This is a genomic window from Lapidilactobacillus gannanensis (assembly GCF_003946675.1).
Taxonomy (GTDB): domain Bacteria; phylum Bacillota; class Bacilli; order Lactobacillales; family Lactobacillaceae; genus Lapidilactobacillus; species Lapidilactobacillus gannanensis.
In genome coordinates this window covers 148,997-169,615 of record NZ_RHOT01000001.1, presented here as the reverse complement: position 1 = coordinate 169,615, position 20,619 = coordinate 148,997, and the positions used below count along the sequence as shown (strand labels likewise).

The following is a 20,619-nucleotide window of genomic DNA, read 5'->3' as shown; positions in this document are numbered from 1 at the left end:
ATTACTTCCATGTCAAAAATTACTGTTCATAATCAACAACTTAGCAAGATCAGCAAATATCTTTATGGTCAATTTTCGGAACATTTAGGCCGTTGTATTTATGAGGGCCTTTGGGTTGGCGAAGACTCAGACATTTCCAATGTTAATGGAATCCGTTCTGATGTGGTCCAAGCCTTAAATGAAATCGATGTGCCAGTTTTACGTTGGCCTGGAGGCTGCTTTGCTGACGAATATCATTGGCGTGATGGTATTGGCCCACGTCAAAATCGTAAGAAAATCGTTAACACTAACTGGGGCGGTGTTGTTGAAAACAACCATTTCGGTACTCATGAGTTTTTTGAGTTAGTTCGTCAATTAAATACTGACGCTTATATTAACGGCAATGTTGGCAGTGGTACTGTTCAAGAAATGTCCGAGTGGGTTGAATACATGACCTTTAATGGCATTTCACCAATGGCCGACCTTCGTGCCAAAAATGGTCATCCTGATCCATGGCACGTGAAATTCTTTGGCGTTGGTAATGAAAGCTGGGGTTGTGGTGGCAACATGCGGCCCGAGTATTATTCTGATTTATATCGTCGTTACCAAACTTTTGTCCGCAATTATAATGGTGCTGAACCAATTTACAAGATTGCTTCTGGCCCGAATATTGATGATTATAATTGGATGGAAGTCCTAATGAAGAATGCGGCGCCACTAATGGATGGCATCAGTTTGCATCATTATGCTTTAGCATCTGAATGGGAAGATAAGCGCCCCGCATTAGGTTTCCCAGAAAAAGAATGGTTCTCGCTAATTAAGAGCGCGCAAAAGATGGAAGAACTAGTTACAAAGCATAGCGCAATTATGGATAAGTATGACCCTGAAAAACGGGTTGGCTTGATTGTTGACGAATGGGGTTCTTGGCTTGCAGTTGAACCAGGTACTAATCCAGGTTTCTTGTATCAACAAAATACAATTCGCGATGCCATGATTGCCGCAATTACCCTGCATATTTTTCAAGATCACGCTGATCGGGTGCAAATGGCTAACATCGCTCAAATGGTTAATGTTTTGCAAGCTATGATTCTAACCGATGGTGCCAAAATGGTTAAGACACCAACTTACTATGTTTTCAAGATGTTCAAGGACCATCAGGACGCCATGACCATGGCGACTGATCAACAGTTAGCTGATACAACCAGTGTTTCGGTTTCTAAAAAAGATGGCGAGTATCTGGTTTCCTTATGTAACTATGGTTTAGATGCGGCCGACGATGTCCAAGTTGATTTTGATGAGGCAATTTCTGCAGTTACTGGCGAAGTGCTAAGTGGCCAAGTGATGGATCAGCATAATGACTTTGAGCAACCGGATGCGGTTGCCCCGGAAGCATTACAGCAGCTCCAACTTTCTGAACAATCGATAACTGCGACTATTCCTGCAATGAGTGTTGTGACCTTACATGTCAGCACGGCAGAATAATTGTGTCCGTTGTGACCTTTTGGAAGGGTTGGATCGTCAAAATACGGATGCACTAATTGATGACCAACTAGCCTTGGAAATTGGCCATTTGGTCACTGAACGAGTACGTGATTCGCGGTTGGCAATTTGTCGCGAGTGTCCATTCTTTCAAAATGGTCTTTGTCAACAGTGTGGTTGTTATTGTCGCTTTCGTGCTAGTTTAAATAATAAAAAATGTCCGCTGGATAAGTGGTAAGCAGTAACTAAGATACCCTCAGAAATTGATTCTTCTTTCTGAGGGTATTTAGTTAACACTAAATTAAAAGGAGAGTTTAAAACAATGATGGAACAAACCAATTGGGTGCAAGACCAGTGGGGGTTAGTCGGGGTTCATGATCCCACAATTGTTAAAGATCAGGATAAGTATTATATGTTTTCCACCGATACTAAAATCCATGGTCAGGTGACAGCAGGTGCCCAAATTCGTGAATCTTCGGATTTACAGCATTGGCAATATTTGCACACAGCACTTCCTGGAATACCAACTCTGGCAGAATCTTGGAGCCATGCGAGCGGACTCTGGGCCCCAGAAGTTAAGCAAGTTGGCGCTAAATTTTTTATGTATTATTCTGCTTCGACTTTTGGTAGCCGGACTTCCTGTATTGGCTTGGCGACGGCTGATCATGCTAGCGGTCCTTGGACTGATCAAGGAATTGTGGTTAAAACCGACGGTCACCAACAGGGGCAAAATGCCATTGATGCTAATCTGGTGATTGATCGCAATGGCGACTATTGGCTAGTGTATGGGTCATTTTTCGGAGGTATTTATATCGTGGCCATTGATTCTCAGACTGGTTTTACCAAAGAAGCTAATGACCAAGGCCTACAAATTGCCCAACGACCTGCACGCATCCAAGATGGGGCCATTGAAGGCTGCTTCATTCAATATCAGCCTGAACAGGATTATTATTATCTGTTCATGTCATATGATTCACTGACTTGGTCTTATAATGTCCGCGTTGCTCGTTCTCGAGAAATTACGGGACCTTATTTAGATTTCAAAGATAACAATGTTATATATCCACAGGGAACTGATTATGGTCAAGTTGGCACCAAAGTTTTAGGCAGCTACCAATTTGCCGAACATGATCCTTGGGTAGCACCAGGCCATAATTCTATTTTCACTGAGGGCCAACAACAATTTATGGTTCATCATGTCCGCAGTCATGCTTTTCAAGCTGGGTCCTACGGTTTTATCCGCAGAATTTACTGGTTAAAAAATGGTTGGCCAGTTGTATCCCCAAATTTCTACCATCCCCATGAACAAAAAATTCATCTAGAATTAGATTTAGCGGCACAAAAGCTTGGCGAAATTATTCGTTGGCCAGCAACCTCGGAATTAATCCCTAGTCATCAAATCATTCTCGACCAGGCGGTGCTGGATGACTTGGTTGATTACTTAGTTGTTCGCAGTTATGACTGGGAAAAAGCTTCTTGGCGGAATTACTTACTTGGTCAGGATCAGCAAGGCAGTGCTGTTTGGATAAAACTGTAGGTTAGGGGTTAAATAAAGGAATCAAAAAGAGAGCGTGACACAAGTCTCTTTTCTAAAAAATAAAACGAACTTGAACTGCTGAAACGTGTTCTCAAAAGGCAACCGGCTCCGCTTAACGCGAAAATAGCGATCAATTCTGACGAATTGGTCGCTATTTTACGTTAATGCTCACCGGCTGACCGCCTTTTGTCACACTCTGCAGCCTGATGTTATATGAAGAAGTTAAGCGGTGGCTGTTCTAATTTAGAAGGGACTGATGCTCGTGGAAAAATCCTAAAGTAAACAGACTTCGATAAAAGGAGCAGCAAGTGTCTGTTAAAGATGCGCTGGATTTAATGTTGTGCTTTGGCATGTTCGTTATTGCCTTGCTAACGGCCAGCGACAATCGAAAAAAATAGCAAAAAAAAACCGCTGATAACTTTGACCAGTTAGCGGTTTTTCCAAAAAAATAACAGTCACCGTTTTAACGGCTTCATGTGGAGCGTTCGGTTATCCGCCCGAACGCTTCTTTTAATACTTTAATTGTAGCACGATTCAATCATTTGACCAAATAATTCGTTGCTTTAACATTTTAGAATGAAAGATTATCTGCTAATGATCAATATTAAGCTTGATCTGAAAATTTTTGGCGATACTCTGTTGGGGATAAGCCTTGTTTTTTCTTAAACAGAAAACTGAAATAATTAGGATCATTGTAACCAATATCGAGTGCAATTTCTGCTAATCGCTTATTCGAATTTGTAAGTAGTATTTTAGCATATTTTATTCGTTGGGCAGTCAGATATTCAATGAACGTTTGATTTAAGGATTGGGAGAATATTGTACTAAAATGTGCAGGACTAAGTGATACGGTATCGGCCACCGAATTAAGTGAGATATCCGGATCGGTATAGTTAGCGTTAATGAAGTTGATTGCTTGATTGATAACACTTTGATATTTGGACATTGACGGCTGAATTTTTGTTTTACTTAAATAGTTAATAGCCGACACTAGAACTGCTTGATATTTTTCATTGTGGTTAGCAATTGTGAGTAAATCGTCTAAGTTGGATATTTCGGTTGAATAAGATTCATCAAGATCACCCCGACGCTGGATTAACCCGCGCAGTTCAGTCAATATGAAGAAACGAAACATTCTGGTACGATCATGACTTCCTTGTGTTTGCATTAGCTTCCTGATCAAGTGTTCGTGATCATTGGTAGATATTTCTGCAATCTCTTTAGCGAGATCCATCTTGAAGGGATGTGTAGGCGAAAGCTCTCCTTCCTTCATATCATCTTCAAAACTAATAATTTTTTCGGTTCGAACATCACCATAAGTAGCCAATAAATTTTGGGCATTTTCAAACGAAAAAGCAATATCGCTGAGTCGATCAACAACCGGTCCAATACCGACAGCAATATTATCAGCCTTATTTTGATCCAACTCATGAATTAAGGTGTTGGCAATTTGGTAGCTTGTTTCTAGAGTACTAATTCGATTATTTGTGAAAACAAGAAATTTAATATAATGAGAAGACATACTGGAAAAAATGACGTTTGGATTGGCAAGAAATAAGTAATCAAGATATTTATTAAATTGAGTGTAATCGGCAAGAGAATCATTGTAATGATTATTAGCTAATAGAACAGTATAATTTTTTCCTGCTAGTTGACACTGAAATAATTTGTTGGCGTTATCTAGGATTTCGGAGACAGTCAATTCATTTTTAAACAACTCATCAAGAAAATTATTCTTTTGTACATCAGAAAAAAGGGAACTTTCTGATTTGGACAGCTTATTTTGTTTTGCCAAATCTAAGTTTTTAATTGCTTCAATAATTGTTCTAGTTAATTCTTCATTTTTGATTGGCTTGAGCAGGTAATTATCGGCCTGTACTTGAATGGCTCCTTTAGCATATTCGAAATCATCAAAACCGCTGACAAAAATAATTCGACACCAAGGAAGAATTTTTCGCGCCTCTTTAGCAAATGAAATACCATCCATAAATGGCATTTTAATATCAGAGATAATAATATCTGGCTGGAGTTCAATTATTGAGGCCAATGCCATTTCGCCGTCGCTGGCCTCACCAGCATACGAAATGTTATATTGTTGGCTTAATTTCATTATTTGAGTTCTTAAACTATCACGAATTAAGTGCTCATCTTCAACAATAAAAGTTTTATACAATATCAGTAGCTCCTTTCTTGGGAACAGTTATTGTCACAGTAGTTCCCTGACCATAATTACTTTTGAAATTAATTGCTGCATCTTTGCCATAGTAAAGTAATAATCGTTTATTAACGTTAAAAAGTCCGTAGCCGATATTCGTATCTGATTCAATACCGCGGTCTAATTCCGTCTTAATTTCTTTAAGTCGATCGGGCTTTACGCCGATACCATTATCGGTGATTGTAAAAATAATATTAGTGCCGACTACTTTGGCGGAGAGTGTAACTAAACCAACTCGTCGTGTAAATTTGGTGCCGTGATAAATAGCGTTTTCAACAATTGGTTGTAAGATCATTTTTAATATATGATAGGATTTTATTTCTGGTGGAATATTAACCTGATAGTTAAGCATTTCACCGTAACGTATTTTTAAAATCTTTAAGTAATCAGTTGTATGGCGTATCTCGGTATCAATGGAGATCCAATCTCGCCCCTTACTTAATGAAATTCTAAAGAAGTCTGATAAGGCAAAGGTCAATTCTTTAGCTTCTTCATATTGCTGTTGTTCAATGAGCGCAATGATTGCATCTACACTATTGTAAACAAAGTGGGGTGTAATTTGCGCCTGTAACACTCTAGCCTCACTTTGTGCCAAATAATATTGCTTTTGAGCGTTCTCTTCGAGTAATCGGACTAAATTGTCAGCCATATTATTCAGGCTGATTGTTAAGGATGCTAATTCAGGAGTTTGTGGAATTGCTAATCGATAATTAAAGTTGCCCCTTGATAATTCAGTGGAAATTTCGGCTAAGTTATGCAAGGGGTGTTCTACATTTTTAACTAGAAAACGGTGGTTTTTTTGAGAGATGTAGATAGCGATGATCACAATCACAACTTCAAGCAGGGTCAAGAAAATAAACGAGTGAATTAATTCCTGGTTTTTATTATTCGCCATGTTAATTTCGATTCTAACAAACTCTTGCAGTATCGTTGATAAAAGCGTGGTTGCAGATTTAACCTGAGTCATTATTTCTGTATTCGCATCGTAAGAGTTATCATGCGCTAAGTTAGTGATGATTTCGTTTTGTTGGTCATTTAAGGTATCAACGATTCGTGATGATACGTCTAAGATACTTCTTTCTTCGCTGGTAGTAATATTTTTTTGGAGCGTCTTGATTTCACTTTGCAATTCTTGAACAATACTTTTTCTCTCATAGTTGCTGACTGTGATTTGCCCAGTGACAACATCCCACATTTCTTCTAAAACGTCATCATCCACCTTGGCTGCAATATTGTTAGCATTTTGAATATTAGTTAATGTGTGCTGGTAGGCTAATATTTGCCTTGAATACATAATGGCGCTAAGTAGCAAAGGTAGAATCGCGAAAACAAGCATTAGTCGATTAACTTGAGAAAATATTTGTTTAATACTTAACTTTTTATTTGCACGCATGAGTACCTCTAATAATTTCTAGTTGGAATTTTATTAATATTTGATTCAGAGAAAGTCGTTTCAGAGATATAGATCTCATGGGCCAATTGGTGTCCGGAGAAGTGCCGATTAATGGCATTGACGACATACCAACCCACATCTGGATTGCATTCAACAACACAGTTCACTTCACCTTGGGACAACTTTTTAATGATGTTTTCTTGTCCATCAATTGTGATAATAACAACGTCATGTCCTGGTTTAATGTGGTTTTCTTTTAGGGCAGTAAGCGCTCCTAAGGTCATCTCGTCACTGTGACTGTACAGCAGATTAAATGGCTTACTCTTAGGAGAATGCAGGTAGTCGTTAACAACGTCATAAGCCTTATTTCTGGTGTAGTTTCCAACTAACGTTGAGCTGATCTTCATTCTATGATCACAAGAGATTGTTTCGAGAAAACCATCGTGTCTCAATTTACTTGGTGAAGTTCCAGAAAGTCCAACTAATTCTAAAATATTAATTGAATCAATTCTTTTGTCAGCAAAATAGTTGGTAGCGTAGAGTCCAGCTCGATTTCCTTCTGCTTTAAAACTTGGTCCGATGTGCGTTAAAAATAAGGTTTGATCTGCAGTGTCAATATGACGATCAACGATGATTACTGGAATATGCGCTCGCTTAGCCGCACGTAATACTGAATCCCATCCTGATTCTTGTAATGGCGCAATAATAATTAAGTCAACTTTATATGAAATAAACGTTCGGACATCTTGAAGCTGCTGTTCCTGATTCATAAAGGCATTCCGATAAAGTACTTCATAGTCGCCTTTTTTTAGTTCGGATTTAATCGATTTAGTGTGCGCTTTTCGCCAGCTACTTTCCGTACCAGATTGCGAAAATCCAATTACTGGGTTATGTGCAACTTCTGTATCAGGAACTTTACTACAACCGGCCAAAAGAAATATAGTGAGCAATAATGGTAGTAATATTTTTCGCACAATGTATATCCTCCCGAGTAACCCAAGTTCTATTTAATTTCATTTTAACAGAAAAAGCGCTTTATTTATTGATGTAAGGGAATTTTAGAATAAAAAATCAAGAATTTCTAAAAAAAATCAAGATATAAAATAAAATTCAAAAGAAAATACTAGTTGTTAAAAAGATAATTAATGAAACGCCAAAATGTAAGCGCTATACTTACGGAGTAATCAAACAGATGAGATGGAGGTTTCAGGTGCATGAAAATTAATTTGAAGAAAGCAGTAATTACCATGGCCGCTCTGTTATTGGGATTTGGTGCGTTAACTGGGTGTAGTAAAAAGTCTAGTTCGGGTGATAGTGCTGGAAATAAGGGGTATGTGGGGATTGCTATGCCAACTAAATCTGCAGAGCGTTGGATTGCGGATGGCAATAACATGGTTAAAGAACTCAAAAAATTAGGATATAAAACAGATTTGCAATATGGTGAAGATAAAGTCGAAAACCAAGTTGCGCAAATCGAAAATATGATTACTAAGGGTGTAGATACGTTAGTAATTGCTTCCATCGATGGTTCTGCATTAACTGATGTTTTGGAAAAGGCACATAAAGAAAATATTAAAGTAATTGCTTATGATCGATTATTGATGAATTCAAAATATGTTGATTATTACGCAACTTTCGACAATTTCGGTGTTGGTGTCTTACAAGCTTCGTATATCGAAGATAAGTTAGGACTGAAAGATGGCAAAGGTCCTTACAACATTGAATTGTTTGGTGGTTCTCCAGATGATAATAACGCTCTAATTAATTATAACGGGGTAATGTCTGTATTTAAGCCGTATATGAAGAGCAAACAATTAGTTGTACCATCTGGTCAAACTAAATTCAATCAAATTGCTACGCTTCGTTGGGATGGTTCGACAGCTCAAGCACGGATGGACAACTTATTAAGCGCAAACTATACAGATAAAAATTTAGATGCAGTCTTGTCACCATATGACCCTATTAGTTTAGGAATTATTTCTTCACTTAAAGGTGTTGGTTATGGATCTGACAGTAAGAAGTTACCCGTTATTACTGGTCAGGATGCAACAGTTGCTGGTGTTAAATCTATTATCGCAGGTGAACAAACTGAAACAATTTTTAAAGATACCCGTATTTTGGCAAAGAATACAATCGAAATGATCAAGGCTATCAGTGCTGATAAAAAAGTGCCAGTTAATGACACGAAAACATACGATAATGGTGTGAAAGTTGTGCCAACCTACCTTTCTAAGCCGGTTTCTGTTGATAAGGAAAATTACAAGGCAGAATTAATCGATACAGATTATTACAAGGAATCACAATTAAAAGAATAGTTGAAGTGGGTAGGGATCGAACTGGCTTCGGTCCTTTCTCTATTTAACGAAAATGTTGTCAGAAAGGCAGAGGTTATATGGCAGACTACATTTTAGAAATGAAGGATATTATTAAGGAATTTTCCGGATTTCGCGCCCTTGATCAAGTCAATTTAAATATTGAGCGTGGTGAAATTCATGGCCTTTGTGGGGAAAATGGCGCTGGGAAATCTACTCTAATGAATGTTTTAAGTGGCTTATATCCGTATGGTAGTTATGACGGAGACATTGTCTATAATGGCGATACTTGTAAGTTTAAAGATTTAAGCGACAGTGAGAATAAAGGTATTGTTATTATTCATCAAGAATTAGCCCTTAGTCCTTATTTATCAGTTAAAGAAAATATTTTTTTAGGTAATGAACAAGCAAATCATGGGGTAATTGATTGGGACTTAACAGAAAAGAAAACCGTCAACTTGTTAAAAACGGTCGGCCTAAAGTTAAGTCCTAATACCTTAATATCCCAAATTGGTGTTGGACAGCAGCAATTAGTTGAAATTGCAAAAGCATTTTCTAAATCGGTTAAATTATTGATTTTAGATGAGCCCACAGCAGCTTTGAACGAAGAAGAGAGCGCCAACCTATTGGATCTTATCCGAGAGTTTAAGAGACAAGGCATCACTTCGATTATCATTTCACATAAATTAAGTGAAATTGTTAATGTCGCTGATCGAATTACAATTATTCGGGATGGTAAAACGATTGAAACATTGAATCAGGGAGAAATTAGTGAAGATCGTATTATTCGTGGAATGGTTGGACGTGAATTAACCAATCGTTTTCCTGATCGACATCCAAAGATTGGCGATGTACATTTCGAAGTTAAGAATTGGATGGTGCATCATCCGGTCGATAGTAATCGAGTAGTTGATAATGTGAAAGACTTTAATATTAAGCGTGGTGAAATTGTTGGTATAGCAGGTTTGATGGGTGCTGGCCGAACGGAATTTGCGATGAGCGTCTTTGGTCATTCTTATGGTAACGATATACAGGGAAATGTTTATAAAGATGGTCAAGAAATCTCTGTAAAAAATGTAGCCGATGCAATTAATAACGGTTTGGCATATGTATCAGAAGACCGTAAAGAGTTAGGGCTGGATTTGTTAATGGATATCAGAGAGAATACGTCGGTTGCAAGTTTAAATAAAATAAGTAAGAAGGGCATTCTTGATAAGGACCAAGAAATAAAGTCGGCAGAAAAATTAAATAAAAAAATGTCAACAAAATATAGTTCGATTTTTCAAAATGTTGGTAGTTTAAGTGGTGGTAATCAGCAGAAAGTTGTTTTAGCAAAATGGCTGATGACTGAGCCAGATATCCTGTTTTTGGATGAACCGACTCGCGGGATTGATGTCGGTGCTAAATATGAGATTTATACAATTATTGAAGAAATGGCAGCTTCGGGTAAGAGTATCTGCATTATTTCCTCAGAACTACCTGAAATAATTGGGATGTGTGATCGAATCTATACAATGAGTAATGGCAAGATGACAGGTGAAGTCATTAGAAAAGACGCAAATCAAGAAACATTAATGAGTTTGATGACCATGGAGGCGTAAGTAATGGAAACAACAAATGAAGTCAATGAAGTGAAAGTAGATAAGAAGAAATCAAGTATTAAAGATAAAGTCATGGATATTTTTAGCCGCTATAGTATGGTTATCATTTTAATTGTTTTATTGATTGCATTTCAGGTGATGACCGGTGGTATTTTCTGGCGCCCATTAAATGTGACTAACCTAGTTTTGCAGAATAGTCATATTCTGATATTAGCGGCGGGAATGTTGTTAGTAGTCTTGCTTGGTCATGTTGATTTATCAGTTGGATCTGTTATGGCATTTGTCGGTTCGATTGCCGGAATCATGATGGTTAATAATAAGATGAATCCTTGGGTAACAATTATTGCTTGTTTAGCGGTTGGTGCTTTAATTGGTGCTTGGCAAGGGTTTTGGGTTGCCCATGTTGGTATTCCGGCATTTATCGTAACTTTAGCCGGCTTACTAATGTTTCGCGGGCTAACACAGGTCGTTCTTGGCGGTCAGTCCTTGGCGCCTTTTCCAAAGGTTTTCCAAAAAATGGCAACTGGATATTTACCAGATATTGCTGGAGGAGAACATTTACATTATTTAACAATGATTATTGGCGTTCTGCTGGCAGCAGTATTAATTTATAACCAATGGCGGGCTCGGCAACATCATAAAAGTAATTTATTCGAGGTAGAATCAATTTATGCTTTTATTTTTAAGGCAATTTTTACTGGCGTTATTGTTATTGGTGTTACCTATATCTTTGCTGCATACTCTGGCTATCCGATTATTTTAATTATTTTAGCTGTTATTGTTGCGGCGTACGGATTTTTAACGAATAAGACAGTTCCTGGACGTCAAATTTATGCAACTGGTGGCAATAAAAAAGCAGCTGAACTTTCCGGTATTAAGACCAAAAAAATCACTTTTTGGGTTTTTGTAAATATGGGTGTTATGGCCGCATTAGCGGGATTAGTGTTAGCAGCACGATTAAATGCAGCTACGCCACAAGCTGGTACTTCACTTGAACTAGATGCTATGGCTGCAGTTTATTTCGGTGGTGCTTCAACCTCAGGCGGTATTGGGACAATCCTCGGTGCTATTGTCGGGGGCTTAGTTATGGGTGTGCTAAATAACGGAATGTCAATTATGGGCGTTGGTGTTGATTGGCAGCAAGCTATCAAAGGTCTGATTTTGCTGTTAGCTGTAGTGTTGGATGTTTATAATAAGCGCAAGAAAGTTGCATAGGTGAGGTGAAAATGAATGGGAGAAACACAGAAGATTAAACATATTTTACTCATTTGTACGGCGGGAATCACAACTGGACTACTGGTGAAGAATGTACAATCAGCTGCTGATGCACATCACTTAGATGTCCATGTCTACTCGGCACCGGCAATTCTTGCTGATCAAATTATCCAGAACGAACCAGTTGATGCACTATTGATTGGGCCACAATCAAAATATGAGATTGAACGATTAAAGGATTATTTAACCTATAAAAAAGTGCCTTATAAGTTAATCTCTAACGAAGATTATCAGACACTTAATGGTGAGGCAGTATTAGCTGATAGTATGAAATTGTTACAGATTGAAGTGTAATTTGAATGATTCTGGATCAAGTTAAGAAAATCAGACTTGGTTCAGAATCTTTTATTTATCCGTATAAATATTGAAAGATAATAATTTATTGAAAAAAAGATTTTTCCCGTTTATACTAACCTTTATAATTAATAAATTTTGAAACGTATAGTCAGGAAAAAATATAATGCCAACTAAGTATGAAAAAATCAAGAAGAAATTGTTAGAAGATATTCTTGCGGGAAAATACGCAGTTAATGACAAGCTACCTACTGAGTCTGAATTAATGCAGACTTTTAAAGTTAGTCGCTACACTGTGCGTCGGGCAATTGGCGACTTAGAGAATGACCACTATATCTACCGTATTCAAGGCGGGGGTAATTTTGTTGATGACTGGGAAAAGCAAGAAAGTCGAACGTTGAAAAACAAAATGATTGGTGTCATCACGACCCACATCGCTAATTATATTTTTCCAAATATTATTACTGGAATTGATCGAACAATTTCAAATAATGGTTATTCGTTGCTTCTCAGTAACACACAAAATGATCCTCGTAAGGAACGAACCAGCTTATTGAAGATGATGGAGAATAATCTCTCAGGTTTAATTATTGAGCCAACACAAAGTGCAATCAATCAGGAAAACTTTGATCTTTATCGAAAACTCCAAACTTTAAATTTACCAGTATTATTTATTAACGCCCATTATGAGGAATTTAAGTTTCCTTATGTTGAAGTTGCCGACACACAAAGTGCAGAACTATTAACCAATCAGTTATTTACAGAAGGTCATCAACGAATTTTAGGAATTTTTAAAACCGATGATTTACAGGGAATCCATCGAATGAATGGCTATATCAAGTCCTATCAACAGCACTCGGCACAGTCCGCCTTTAGCGAAATTCTGATGTTTCAGACCAAGGACAATATGCAAACTGTTTTTAAACGAGTAGCAGAGATTCTACAACGAACTGATCGGCCGTCTGCAGTTGTTTGCTACAATGATCAATTAGCAATTCAATTGATTGCTTTTGCTAAGTCGCTACATCTGAATGTGCCTCGCGATTTATCGATTGTTGGGTTTGATGATTATCAGTTATCTGTGTTTGTAGATCCGGCATTAACAACTATGGCTCATCCTAAAGAAAAGATGGGACATGATGCGGGTGCACTGATGTTAGAAATGATAAATCGCAAAACGGTTAAGCCCATTATTTATGCACCTGAACTGATTTTACGAAAATCCATCAAAAATATAACGGATAAATAAAATAGTCATTGACTTATACGGACAAATATTTTAGAATCTTTATGTAAGCAATTACATCAGGATTCTTTTTTATATCCTCTTGTAGCGAGTTAACCAATTATCAGTTGATTAAAAATTCGGTGGGTTAGTCTGCTAATTCAGCCAGTAAAGGAGTTAAAAAATTGCTAGAAAATTTAAAAAAAGAAGTTTATGAAGCCAACATGCTGTTACCCAAGTATGATTTAGTCACCTTCACTTGGGGCAATGTCAGTGCAATTGATCGTGACAAGGGTTTGTTCGTCATTAAGCCATCTGGTGTTGATTATGATAAATTAACCCCTGATGATATGGTCGTGGTTGATTTAAATGGCAAAGTTGTCGAAGGTGATTTGAATCCTTCCAGTGATACCCCAACTCATACCGTTTTGTACAATGCCTTTCCAGAATTAGGTGGCATTGTTCATACGCATTCACCATGGGCCGTTTCTTTCGCTCAAGCTGGCATGGACTTACCGGCCACTGGTACGACGCATGCTGATACCTTTTATGGTCCAGTGCCAGTTTCAGATGCCTTAACTAAAGAAGAAATTGAAAATGACTATGAAGAAAATACTGGTAAAGTCATCGTGCGCACATTTAAAGAACGTGGCTTAAGGCCAATGGATGTGCCTGCAGTTTTAGTTCAAGATCACGGTCCTTTCACTTGGGGCGCGACTGCTGAAAAAGCTGTTTATAATGCCAAGGTCTTGGAAGTTAGCGCTGAAATGGCTTATCACACTTTGCAATTACAAGGTCATGGCGATGTTTCAGTACCCCAGTATTTACTAGATAAGCATTATTTCCGGAAACATGGTGCTAATGCTTATTATGGTCAGAAAAAATAATTGAAACGTGTTCGGAGCAAACTTGCTAGGTAACTGTGGCATAAATCGAGTCTTTGCTGCAATCATACAGTGACTGTATTGATTACTAGCAAAGATAAAGTGAATCACTTCAATTCCAGACGGCGTGGAGGGATCTTGGCGTCAGCCGCCAAATTGTTCTTAGTGGCTAGGCCACTTAGAACAAGACCTAGATTGATGACAATTCGATTTGTAATTGGCATCAATTAGTGTCGGCCGCGTTCCACGCCAAGCAGCCCGGAACAGAGACAGACACTATTCTGTTTTTGCACGTATGTCACGGACGAAAGCCCACTGCCCCTCACAACTTATTTCAAAAAGGAGTTTTTTATATGTTAGCTGTACCTGAATATAAATTTTGGTTTATTGTTGGTAGTCAAGCGCTTTATGGCGAAGATGATTTAAAAGCTGTTGAGAAGGATGCTCGGCAAATTGTGGCTAGTTTAAATGATAGTAAGCAATTGCCTTATCCGGTTGAATTCAAAGAAGTGGCTATTGATGCTGAGACCATTACTTCGGCAATGAAAGAAGCTAACTTCAATGATGAAGTGGCTGGGGTCATTACTTGGATGCACACATTCTCACCGGCTAAAAACTGGATTCGTGGGACTAAATTATTACAAAAGCCGTTACTTCATTTGGCAACTCAATTCCGTAATGATATTCCTTGGTCAACCATTGATATGGATTACATGAACTTGAACCAAAGTGCTCATGGTGACCGCGAATATGGTTTCATCAACGCTCGGTTACGTAAACATAATAAAGTTGTCTACGGTTTCTGGGGCGATGAAGAAGTGCAACACGAAATTGCCGACTGGATGGATGTGGCTGTTGGTTACAACGAAAGCTTCAAAATCAAAGTTGCTCGTTTTGGCGACAACATGCGGAATGTGGCCGTTACTGAAGGTGACAAGATTGAAGCCCAAATCCAATTCGGATGGACCGTTGATTACTTCGGGATCGGCGATTTAGTTGCTGAGATGAAGCAAGTCAGTGAAGCCGATATTGACAAAGAATATGCTGATTTGGCCAGCCGCTATGATTTAGTTGTTGGGGACAACGACCCTGAATTCTTCAAGGAACATGTCCGTTATCAATTACAAGAAAAAATTGCCATGGAGCGTTTCTTTGAACGTGGTGGCTACTCTGCCTTTACCACGAACTTCGAAGATCTTTGGGGCATCAAACAATTACCTGGTTTAGCTGTACAGCTCTTAAACCGTGAAGGGTATGGTTTTGCTGGCGAAGGTGATTGGAAGACAGCCGCTTTGGATCGGTTGTTGAAGATTGTTAGTCATAATCAGGCAACTGGCTTTATGGAAGATTACACTTTGGACTTGCGGAAAGGTCACGAACAAATTCTTGGCTCCCATATGTTGGAAGTTGATCCAACCTTGGCCTCAACGAAACCACGGGTTGAAGTTCACCCATTAGGTATTGGTGATCGTGAAGATCCAGCTCGTTTAGTTTTCGATGGTGTTAATGGCGATGCAATTGATGTGACGATGTCTGATTTTGGTGATGAATATCGCTTGATTGGTTATCCAGTAACGGCGATGAAGCCAGATCAACCAGCACCACATTTACCAGTTGCGCGGCAATTGTGGGTACCTAAAGCTGGCTTGAAGCATGGCGCGACGGAATGGATTGAGAATGGTGGCGGCCACCACACGGTCTTCTCAACTAAGATTACTAACCAGCAATTAGCCGATTTAGCCAAGTTATTCGAACTAAAATTTGTTGATATTCAATAATTCTCTTTGGTAATTCTCCTCCTAGAAAAGCGAAGATATTTGTCGATTATGAATATTAACGAAGTTTAGCTTAATAGAAAAATGGGGCTGGTTCAAAACACTTCGTTTTGTACCAGTCCCATTTTTATCCTGATAATTAAGAATGGTGAATAGGTGACGAAAATGATTGATTATAAAAATGAGTTAAGCAACGGACAAACGACTTTAGGAATTGAACTTGGCTCGACGCGGATCAAAGCAGTTTTGATTGGCTCTGATTTCTCCACGATTGCCGCGGGTAGTTATTCTTGGGAAAACCAATATGTTGATGGCATTTGGACTTATTCCTTAGATCAAGTTTGGCAAGGCATTCAGGCCAGCTATCAAGAATTACAACAAGCTGTAGCCACCAAATATCAAGTAAAATTACAAAAAATTGGTGCTATTGGTGTTAGTGCCATGATGCATGGTTATTTGGCCTTTGATGCTAATGACCAGCTGTTAGTGCCGTTTCGGACCTGGCGCAATAATACAACCGGTGAAGCCAGTGAGCAGTTGACCAAATTGTTCAATTTTAATATTCCTCAACGCTGGAGCATCGCCCATTTATACCAAGCCATTTTGAACCAAGAAGTCCATGTTAAACAAGTGGATTTCCTGACGACTTTAGCCGGTTACGTGCATTGGCAACTTTCTGGCGAGAAGGTGCTGGGAATTGGTGATGCTTCGGGGATGTTCCCGATTGATGAAGCCAGTCATGATTATGACCAGACAAAAATTGAACAGTTTGAGCGCTATACCAATGTTTTGGGCTATCAATTCAAATTGACCCACTTACTGCCAAAAGTTTTGGTCGCTGGCACCGTTGCTGGCCACTTAACAGCGGCTGGGGCAGCCAAACTTGATCCTAGTGGTGATTTACAAGCTGGTGCAGTGATGGCACCACCAGAAGGAGACGCTGGTACGGGGATGACCGCCACCAATAGTGTTAAGAAACGGACCGGTAATATTTCTGCTGGCACTTCGGCTTTTTCAATGGTGGTTTTAGACCAGCCGTTGCATGAAGTTCATCGCGATATTGATTTGGTAACCACTCCTGAAGGCGCACCAGTTGCCATGGTTCATACCAATAACTGTACTTCCGATATTAATGCTTGGATCAGTTTATTCGGCGAGGTTGCCCAAGCTTTAGGTCAAAAGGTGACGCCAGATCAGCTGTATGCCACTTTGTTTGCCACTTCAACGGCGGGGACTGCAGATTGCGGTGGTTTAGTCAATTATGCTTATCTTTCCGGTGAAAATATTACTGACGTGCAGGCTGGCCGACCTTTATTTGTCCGGACGCCGAATAGTCAGTTTAACTTGGCCAATTTTATTAAGACACAATTGTATTCAGCTTTCGCACCATTGAAAATCGGTATGGATATCTTGACCAAGGAAGAACAGATCAGCACTGACGTTTTAATTGCCCAAGGTGGTATTTTCCGCACGCCAATCATTGCTCAGCAAGTTTTAGCTGATGCTTTAAATACACCCATCATCGTTATGAAGAACGCTGGTGAAGGTGGGCCTTGGGGTATGGCGGTCTTAGCCGCTTACGTCCTAGCTAAGCAACCGGACGAAGATCTAGCCGATTATTTGGATCGTTGTGTTTTCAAGCAACCAGCAAGCAGCACTTTGGCACCCCAAGCTGCTGGCGTCCAAGGCTTCGATCAATTCATTGCCCGCTATCAACAAGGCCTAGCCATTGTTAAAAGCGCCCAAGTCTTACCTGATCAGAAGTAGTTAAATTCGATCCAATACAGGGGCGGGAGCTACTGGCTGCACATAATCTATAGAAATGGGTTGAGTAAATGAAACGAAAAATAAGTTGGCAATTTATTCTAGTTGGGCTAATTGGGAGTTTATGGCTGTTAGCTGGATGTCAGCAACAACCAACTGCCGTCAAGCAAAAACTAACAGATCCAAAATTTACTGATATTTCCGTTCACGATCCGTCAGTGATTAAGGCGGCTGGGCAATATTATGTGATTGGGTCTCATATGCAGACGGCTAAAACAAAAGATTTTATTCATTGGCGGCAATTATCGACTAGTGTCGCTGATCAGACGATGTTTCCCGACATTCAAAGTGATCTCGGCGATGTTTTCAGTGATACCAATAGTGATACCTTATGGGCCGGCGACATTGAACGGCTCGCTGATGGTAAATATTATATGTATTATTGTGCTTGCGAGGGCGATAATCCCACATCAGTGCTAGGATTAGCCACTGCTGATAAAATTACTGGCCCATATCACGACCAGGGGGTGTTCCTTCGTTCTGGCAACGCAATTAAGGATGGTGCCAGTTACGATGCCACTAAGCAGCCCAATGTCGTTGATCCGCACACTTTTCATGATAAGAATGGTAAATTATGGATGATTTATGGCTCTTATTCTGGTGGTATTTTTATTCTGAAGATGAATGAAAAGACTGGCTTACCAGAGGCTGGTCAAGGTTATGGTAAACGATTATTAGGTGGTAATCATCTGCGCATTGAGGGCTCTTATGTGTTGTACAATGCTCAGACTGATTATTACTATCTGTTCTTATCATTTGGCGGTCTTGCCGCTGATGGTGGTTATAATCTGCGAGTAGCTCGGGCCAAGAATCCAGATGGTCCATACGTTGATGCTCAAGGCCATGATTTCCGTAAGCTTCGGGGTCCTAATGGCACCACCTTCGACGACGAGACTATTGCCAAGTATGGGGTCAAATTAATTGGTAATTATACCTTTGATACTAAGAAACCATTTCATAGCGGTTATGTTTCACCAGGACACAATTCAGCAATTTATCAAAAAAGCAGTCAGAAGTATTTTATGATTTTCCATACGCGTTTCCCTAATCAAGGTGAAGTTTATCAAGATCGCGTTCATCAGTTGTTCTTTACTAAAGCAGGTTGGCCCGTTGCAACGCCGTTACGTTATGCTGGTGAAACTAGAACTAAGTATGATTTGCAGCAAGTCATTGGTGACTATCAAGCCATTCAGTTTAATAAAACAATATCAGCTAAGATCACGACACCTAACGATTTAACTATTAAGAGTAACGGTCGGGTGAAGGCAAACCAAACGGCAAAGCTGGCATTTCAAGCAAATGGACAAGAGAGTATTTTAACGCTAGGAAAACATCAATATCATGGCTATTTCATTTCTCAATGGGATGAGTATACTAAGAAACAGACCATGTGTTTTACCGGCACTGATCAAGCTGGAGAACCGCTATTTCTCGTTCGTAAAGCAACAAAATGATTCTGTTATAACGCCGTGCACAACGGTAGCATTAAAGGAGAAAAATTAATCATGTCGTATTTAGATTTTGCTAAAACACCACCAATGGGTTGGAATTCTTGGGATGGTTATGGTGCTTCCATTCGGGAGGATGAAGTTCGGGCCCAAGCCGAGTATCAAGCTAAGCATTTAAAAGACTTTGGTTGGAATTATTTTGTCATTGATATTCAGTGGAGTGAACCTACCGCTGATTCAATGGCCTATCACCAATTTGCCCCTTTACGAATGGATGAATATTCGCGCTTGATACCGGCTGTCGAACGCTTTCCTTCAGCAGCTAATGGTCAAGGATTTAAGCCAATTGGCGATTATCTCCACAGTTTAGGTTTGAAATTTGGGATGCACATGATGCGTGGGATTCCGCGGCAGGTAGTCGTTCAAAATACTGCTATTTTAGGCACAGATGTACGCGCACGTGAGATCGCCATGAATAATATTTGTGAATGGAACTCTGATATGTATGGCGTGGATGTCAGTTTACCAGCGGGTCAGCAATACTACAATTCTTTATTTGACTTGTATGCGAGCTGGGGTGTTGATTTTATTAAAGTTGACGACATTGCTGATGCCAAATTGTATCACGACGCGCATAAGCCAGAAATTCAAGCTATTCGTCAAGCTATTGATCAAACTGGCCGATCAATTGTCTTATCGTTGTCACCAGGGCCAGCCGCTTTAAAGAATGGCACCTTCTTCCAGAATAATGCCAATATGTGGCGGATCACTGATGATTTCTGGGATGATTGGGCCGCGTTACGCAATATGTTCGACCGCGCGGCTGAATGGTCACCATTTATTCGCCCCGGTAACTGGCCAGATTGCGATATGATTCCTTTTGGCCATGTTCGTCTGCGTTATGGTGAAAATAACGTTAGCCACTTTACTAGAGCTGAGCAGTACAGCTTGATGACGCTTTGGACCATCTGCCAATCACCATTAATGTTTGGTGGTCGGTTAACGGATTTAGCTCCAGAAACGTTAGCCTTATTAACCAATCGGGATGTACTAGCCATGCACCATTCTTTGATCGAGCAACGGGAAATCATTAATCAAGATGACTGGCGCGTTTGGCAGGCCCATAGTCAGACCGACACCTATTTAGCAATTTTTAATTTGGCTGATCAAAATCGCCAAGTGCCACAAACAATTATCGACCACTTAAAGGCAACCACCGCCACTGATTTATGGCGTGGTCAAACGCAACCATTAACTACTGATTTACAGGTTGCAAGCCACGGTGCTTTTTTGGGTCGGGAATAACTAGCTTACTCCTGTGAATCATAAAGTGTTATCTAAAGAGCGCTCAACTACTTCCAATTAATGGAAATTAGTT

The 20,619-nt window shown here is 39.5% G+C and carries 17 protein-coding genes; 14 read left to right on the top strand and 3 right to left on the bottom strand.

The genetic code is table 11. The features are described 5' to 3' along the window. Window positions 1-9 precede the first annotated feature (9 nt). The 4 genes from EKM81_RS00730 (at window position 10) to EKM81_RS11530 (ending at window position 3,393) form a co-directional block, all read left to right on the top strand. On the top strand, window positions 10-1,461 hold the full coding sequence (locus EKM81_RS00730; protein ID WP_125646912.1) for an alpha-N-arabinofuranosidase: 1,452 nt from the start codon (window positions 10-12) through the stop codon (window positions 1,459-1,461). After that, window positions 1,442-1,696, top strand: a complete 255-nt coding sequence (locus EKM81_RS11535) for a DUF6171 family protein (RefSeq protein WP_225420129.1) — start codon at window positions 1,442-1,444, stop codon at window positions 1,694-1,696. The genes EKM81_RS00730 and EKM81_RS11535 overlap by 20 nt, the downstream gene beginning before the upstream one ends. Window positions 1,697-1,780: 84 nt before the next feature. Beyond that, window positions 1,781-2,995, top strand: coding sequence for an arabinan endo-1,5-alpha-L-arabinosidase (locus EKM81_RS00725; protein ID WP_125646909.1), 1,215 nt, complete (start codon window positions 1,781-1,783; stop codon window positions 2,993-2,995). Window positions 2,996-3,303: 308 nt separating this feature from the next. Next, the gene (locus EKM81_RS11530; RefSeq protein ID WP_125646906.1) at window positions 3,304-3,393 is read left to right on the top strand and encodes a putative holin-like toxin; all 90 of its coding nucleotides are present in this window, start codon (window positions 3,304-3,306) and stop codon (window positions 3,391-3,393) included. Between the two features lie 206 nt (window positions 3,394-3,599). Here EKM81_RS11530 and EKM81_RS00715 read toward each other — a convergent pair whose 3' ends face one another. From EKM81_RS00715 to EKM81_RS00705, 3 genes are read right to left on the bottom strand one after another with little or no spacing between them, the layout of a single operon-like run. Beyond that, window positions 3,600-5,168 carry a response regulator gene (locus tag EKM81_RS00715; RefSeq protein ID WP_125646903.1) on the bottom strand — a complete coding sequence of 523 codons (1,569 nt, stop codon included), beginning with the start codon at window positions 5,166-5,168 and terminating at the stop codon, window positions 3,600-3,602. Then, window positions 5,161-6,603: a sensor histidine kinase gene (locus EKM81_RS00710; RefSeq protein WP_125646900.1), complete on the bottom strand. Its 1,443-nt coding sequence runs from the start codon at window positions 6,601-6,603 to the stop codon at window positions 5,161-5,163. Before EKM81_RS00710 ends, EKM81_RS00715 begins: the two co-directional genes overlap by 8 nt. A gap of 8 nt (window positions 6,604-6,611) precedes the next feature. Then, the gene (locus EKM81_RS00705) at window positions 6,612-7,577 is read right to left on the bottom strand and encodes an ABC transporter substrate-binding protein (RefSeq protein ID WP_125646897.1); all 966 of its coding nucleotides are present in this window, start codon (window positions 7,575-7,577) and stop codon (window positions 6,612-6,614) included. Window positions 7,578-7,817: 240 nt separating this feature from the next. On the opposite strand from EKM81_RS00705, the gene chvE reads away from it, so the two are divergent. The 10 genes from chvE (at window position 7,818) to EKM81_RS00655 (ending at window position 20,546) form a co-directional block, all read left to right on the top strand. Further along, window positions 7,818-8,918, top strand: coding sequence for a multiple monosaccharide ABC transporter substrate-binding protein (chvE, locus tag EKM81_RS00700; protein WP_125646894.1), 1,101 nt, complete (start codon window positions 7,818-7,820; stop codon window positions 8,916-8,918). Window positions 8,919-8,995: 77 nt separating this feature from the next. After that, entirely contained in the window at window positions 8,996-10,516 is a 1,521-nt protein-coding gene (mmsA, locus tag EKM81_RS00695; RefSeq protein ID WP_125646890.1) for a multiple monosaccharide ABC transporter ATP-binding protein, read from the top strand. A gap of 72 nt (window positions 10,517-10,588) precedes the next feature. Then, complete coding sequence (gene mmsB, locus EKM81_RS00690; RefSeq protein ID WP_379880177.1) at window positions 10,589-11,731, top strand: multiple monosaccharide ABC transporter permease; 1,143 nt, start codon at window positions 10,589-10,591, stop codon at window positions 11,729-11,731. 15 nt (window positions 11,732-11,746) lie between these two features. Beyond that, complete coding sequence (locus EKM81_RS00685) at window positions 11,747-12,085, top strand: PTS sugar transporter subunit IIB (RefSeq protein WP_125646885.1); 339 nt, start codon at window positions 11,747-11,749, stop codon at window positions 12,083-12,085. Between the two features lie 166 nt (window positions 12,086-12,251). Next, window positions 12,252-13,334 (top strand): GntR family transcriptional regulator, encoded by a 1,083-nt coding sequence (locus tag EKM81_RS00680; RefSeq protein WP_125646882.1) that lies wholly within the window; start codon window positions 12,252-12,254, stop codon window positions 13,332-13,334. Window positions 13,335-13,495: 161 nt separating this feature from the next. Continuing rightward, window positions 13,496-14,197, top strand: a complete 702-nt coding sequence (locus EKM81_RS00675; protein WP_125646879.1) for an L-ribulose-5-phosphate 4-epimerase — start codon at window positions 13,496-13,498, stop codon at window positions 14,195-14,197. Between the two features lie 350 nt (window positions 14,198-14,547). Further along, window positions 14,548-15,972, top strand: coding sequence for an L-arabinose isomerase (araA, locus tag EKM81_RS00670; protein WP_125646876.1), 1,425 nt, complete (start codon window positions 14,548-14,550; stop codon window positions 15,970-15,972). Window positions 15,973-16,134: 162 nt separating this feature from the next. Further along, window positions 16,135-17,736 (top strand): xylulokinase, encoded by a 1,602-nt coding sequence (locus EKM81_RS00665; protein WP_125646873.1) that lies wholly within the window; start codon window positions 16,135-16,137, stop codon window positions 17,734-17,736. Window positions 17,737-17,804: 68 nt separating this feature from the next. Further along, complete coding sequence (locus EKM81_RS00660) at window positions 17,805-19,247, top strand: glycoside hydrolase family 43 protein (protein WP_125646870.1); 1,443 nt, start codon at window positions 17,805-17,807, stop codon at window positions 19,245-19,247. Window positions 19,248-19,298: 51 nt separating this feature from the next. Further along, complete coding sequence (locus EKM81_RS00655) at window positions 19,299-20,546, top strand: glycoside hydrolase family 27 protein (RefSeq protein WP_125646867.1); 1,248 nt, start codon at window positions 19,299-19,301, stop codon at window positions 20,544-20,546. Window positions 20,547-20,619 lie beyond the last annotated feature (73 nt).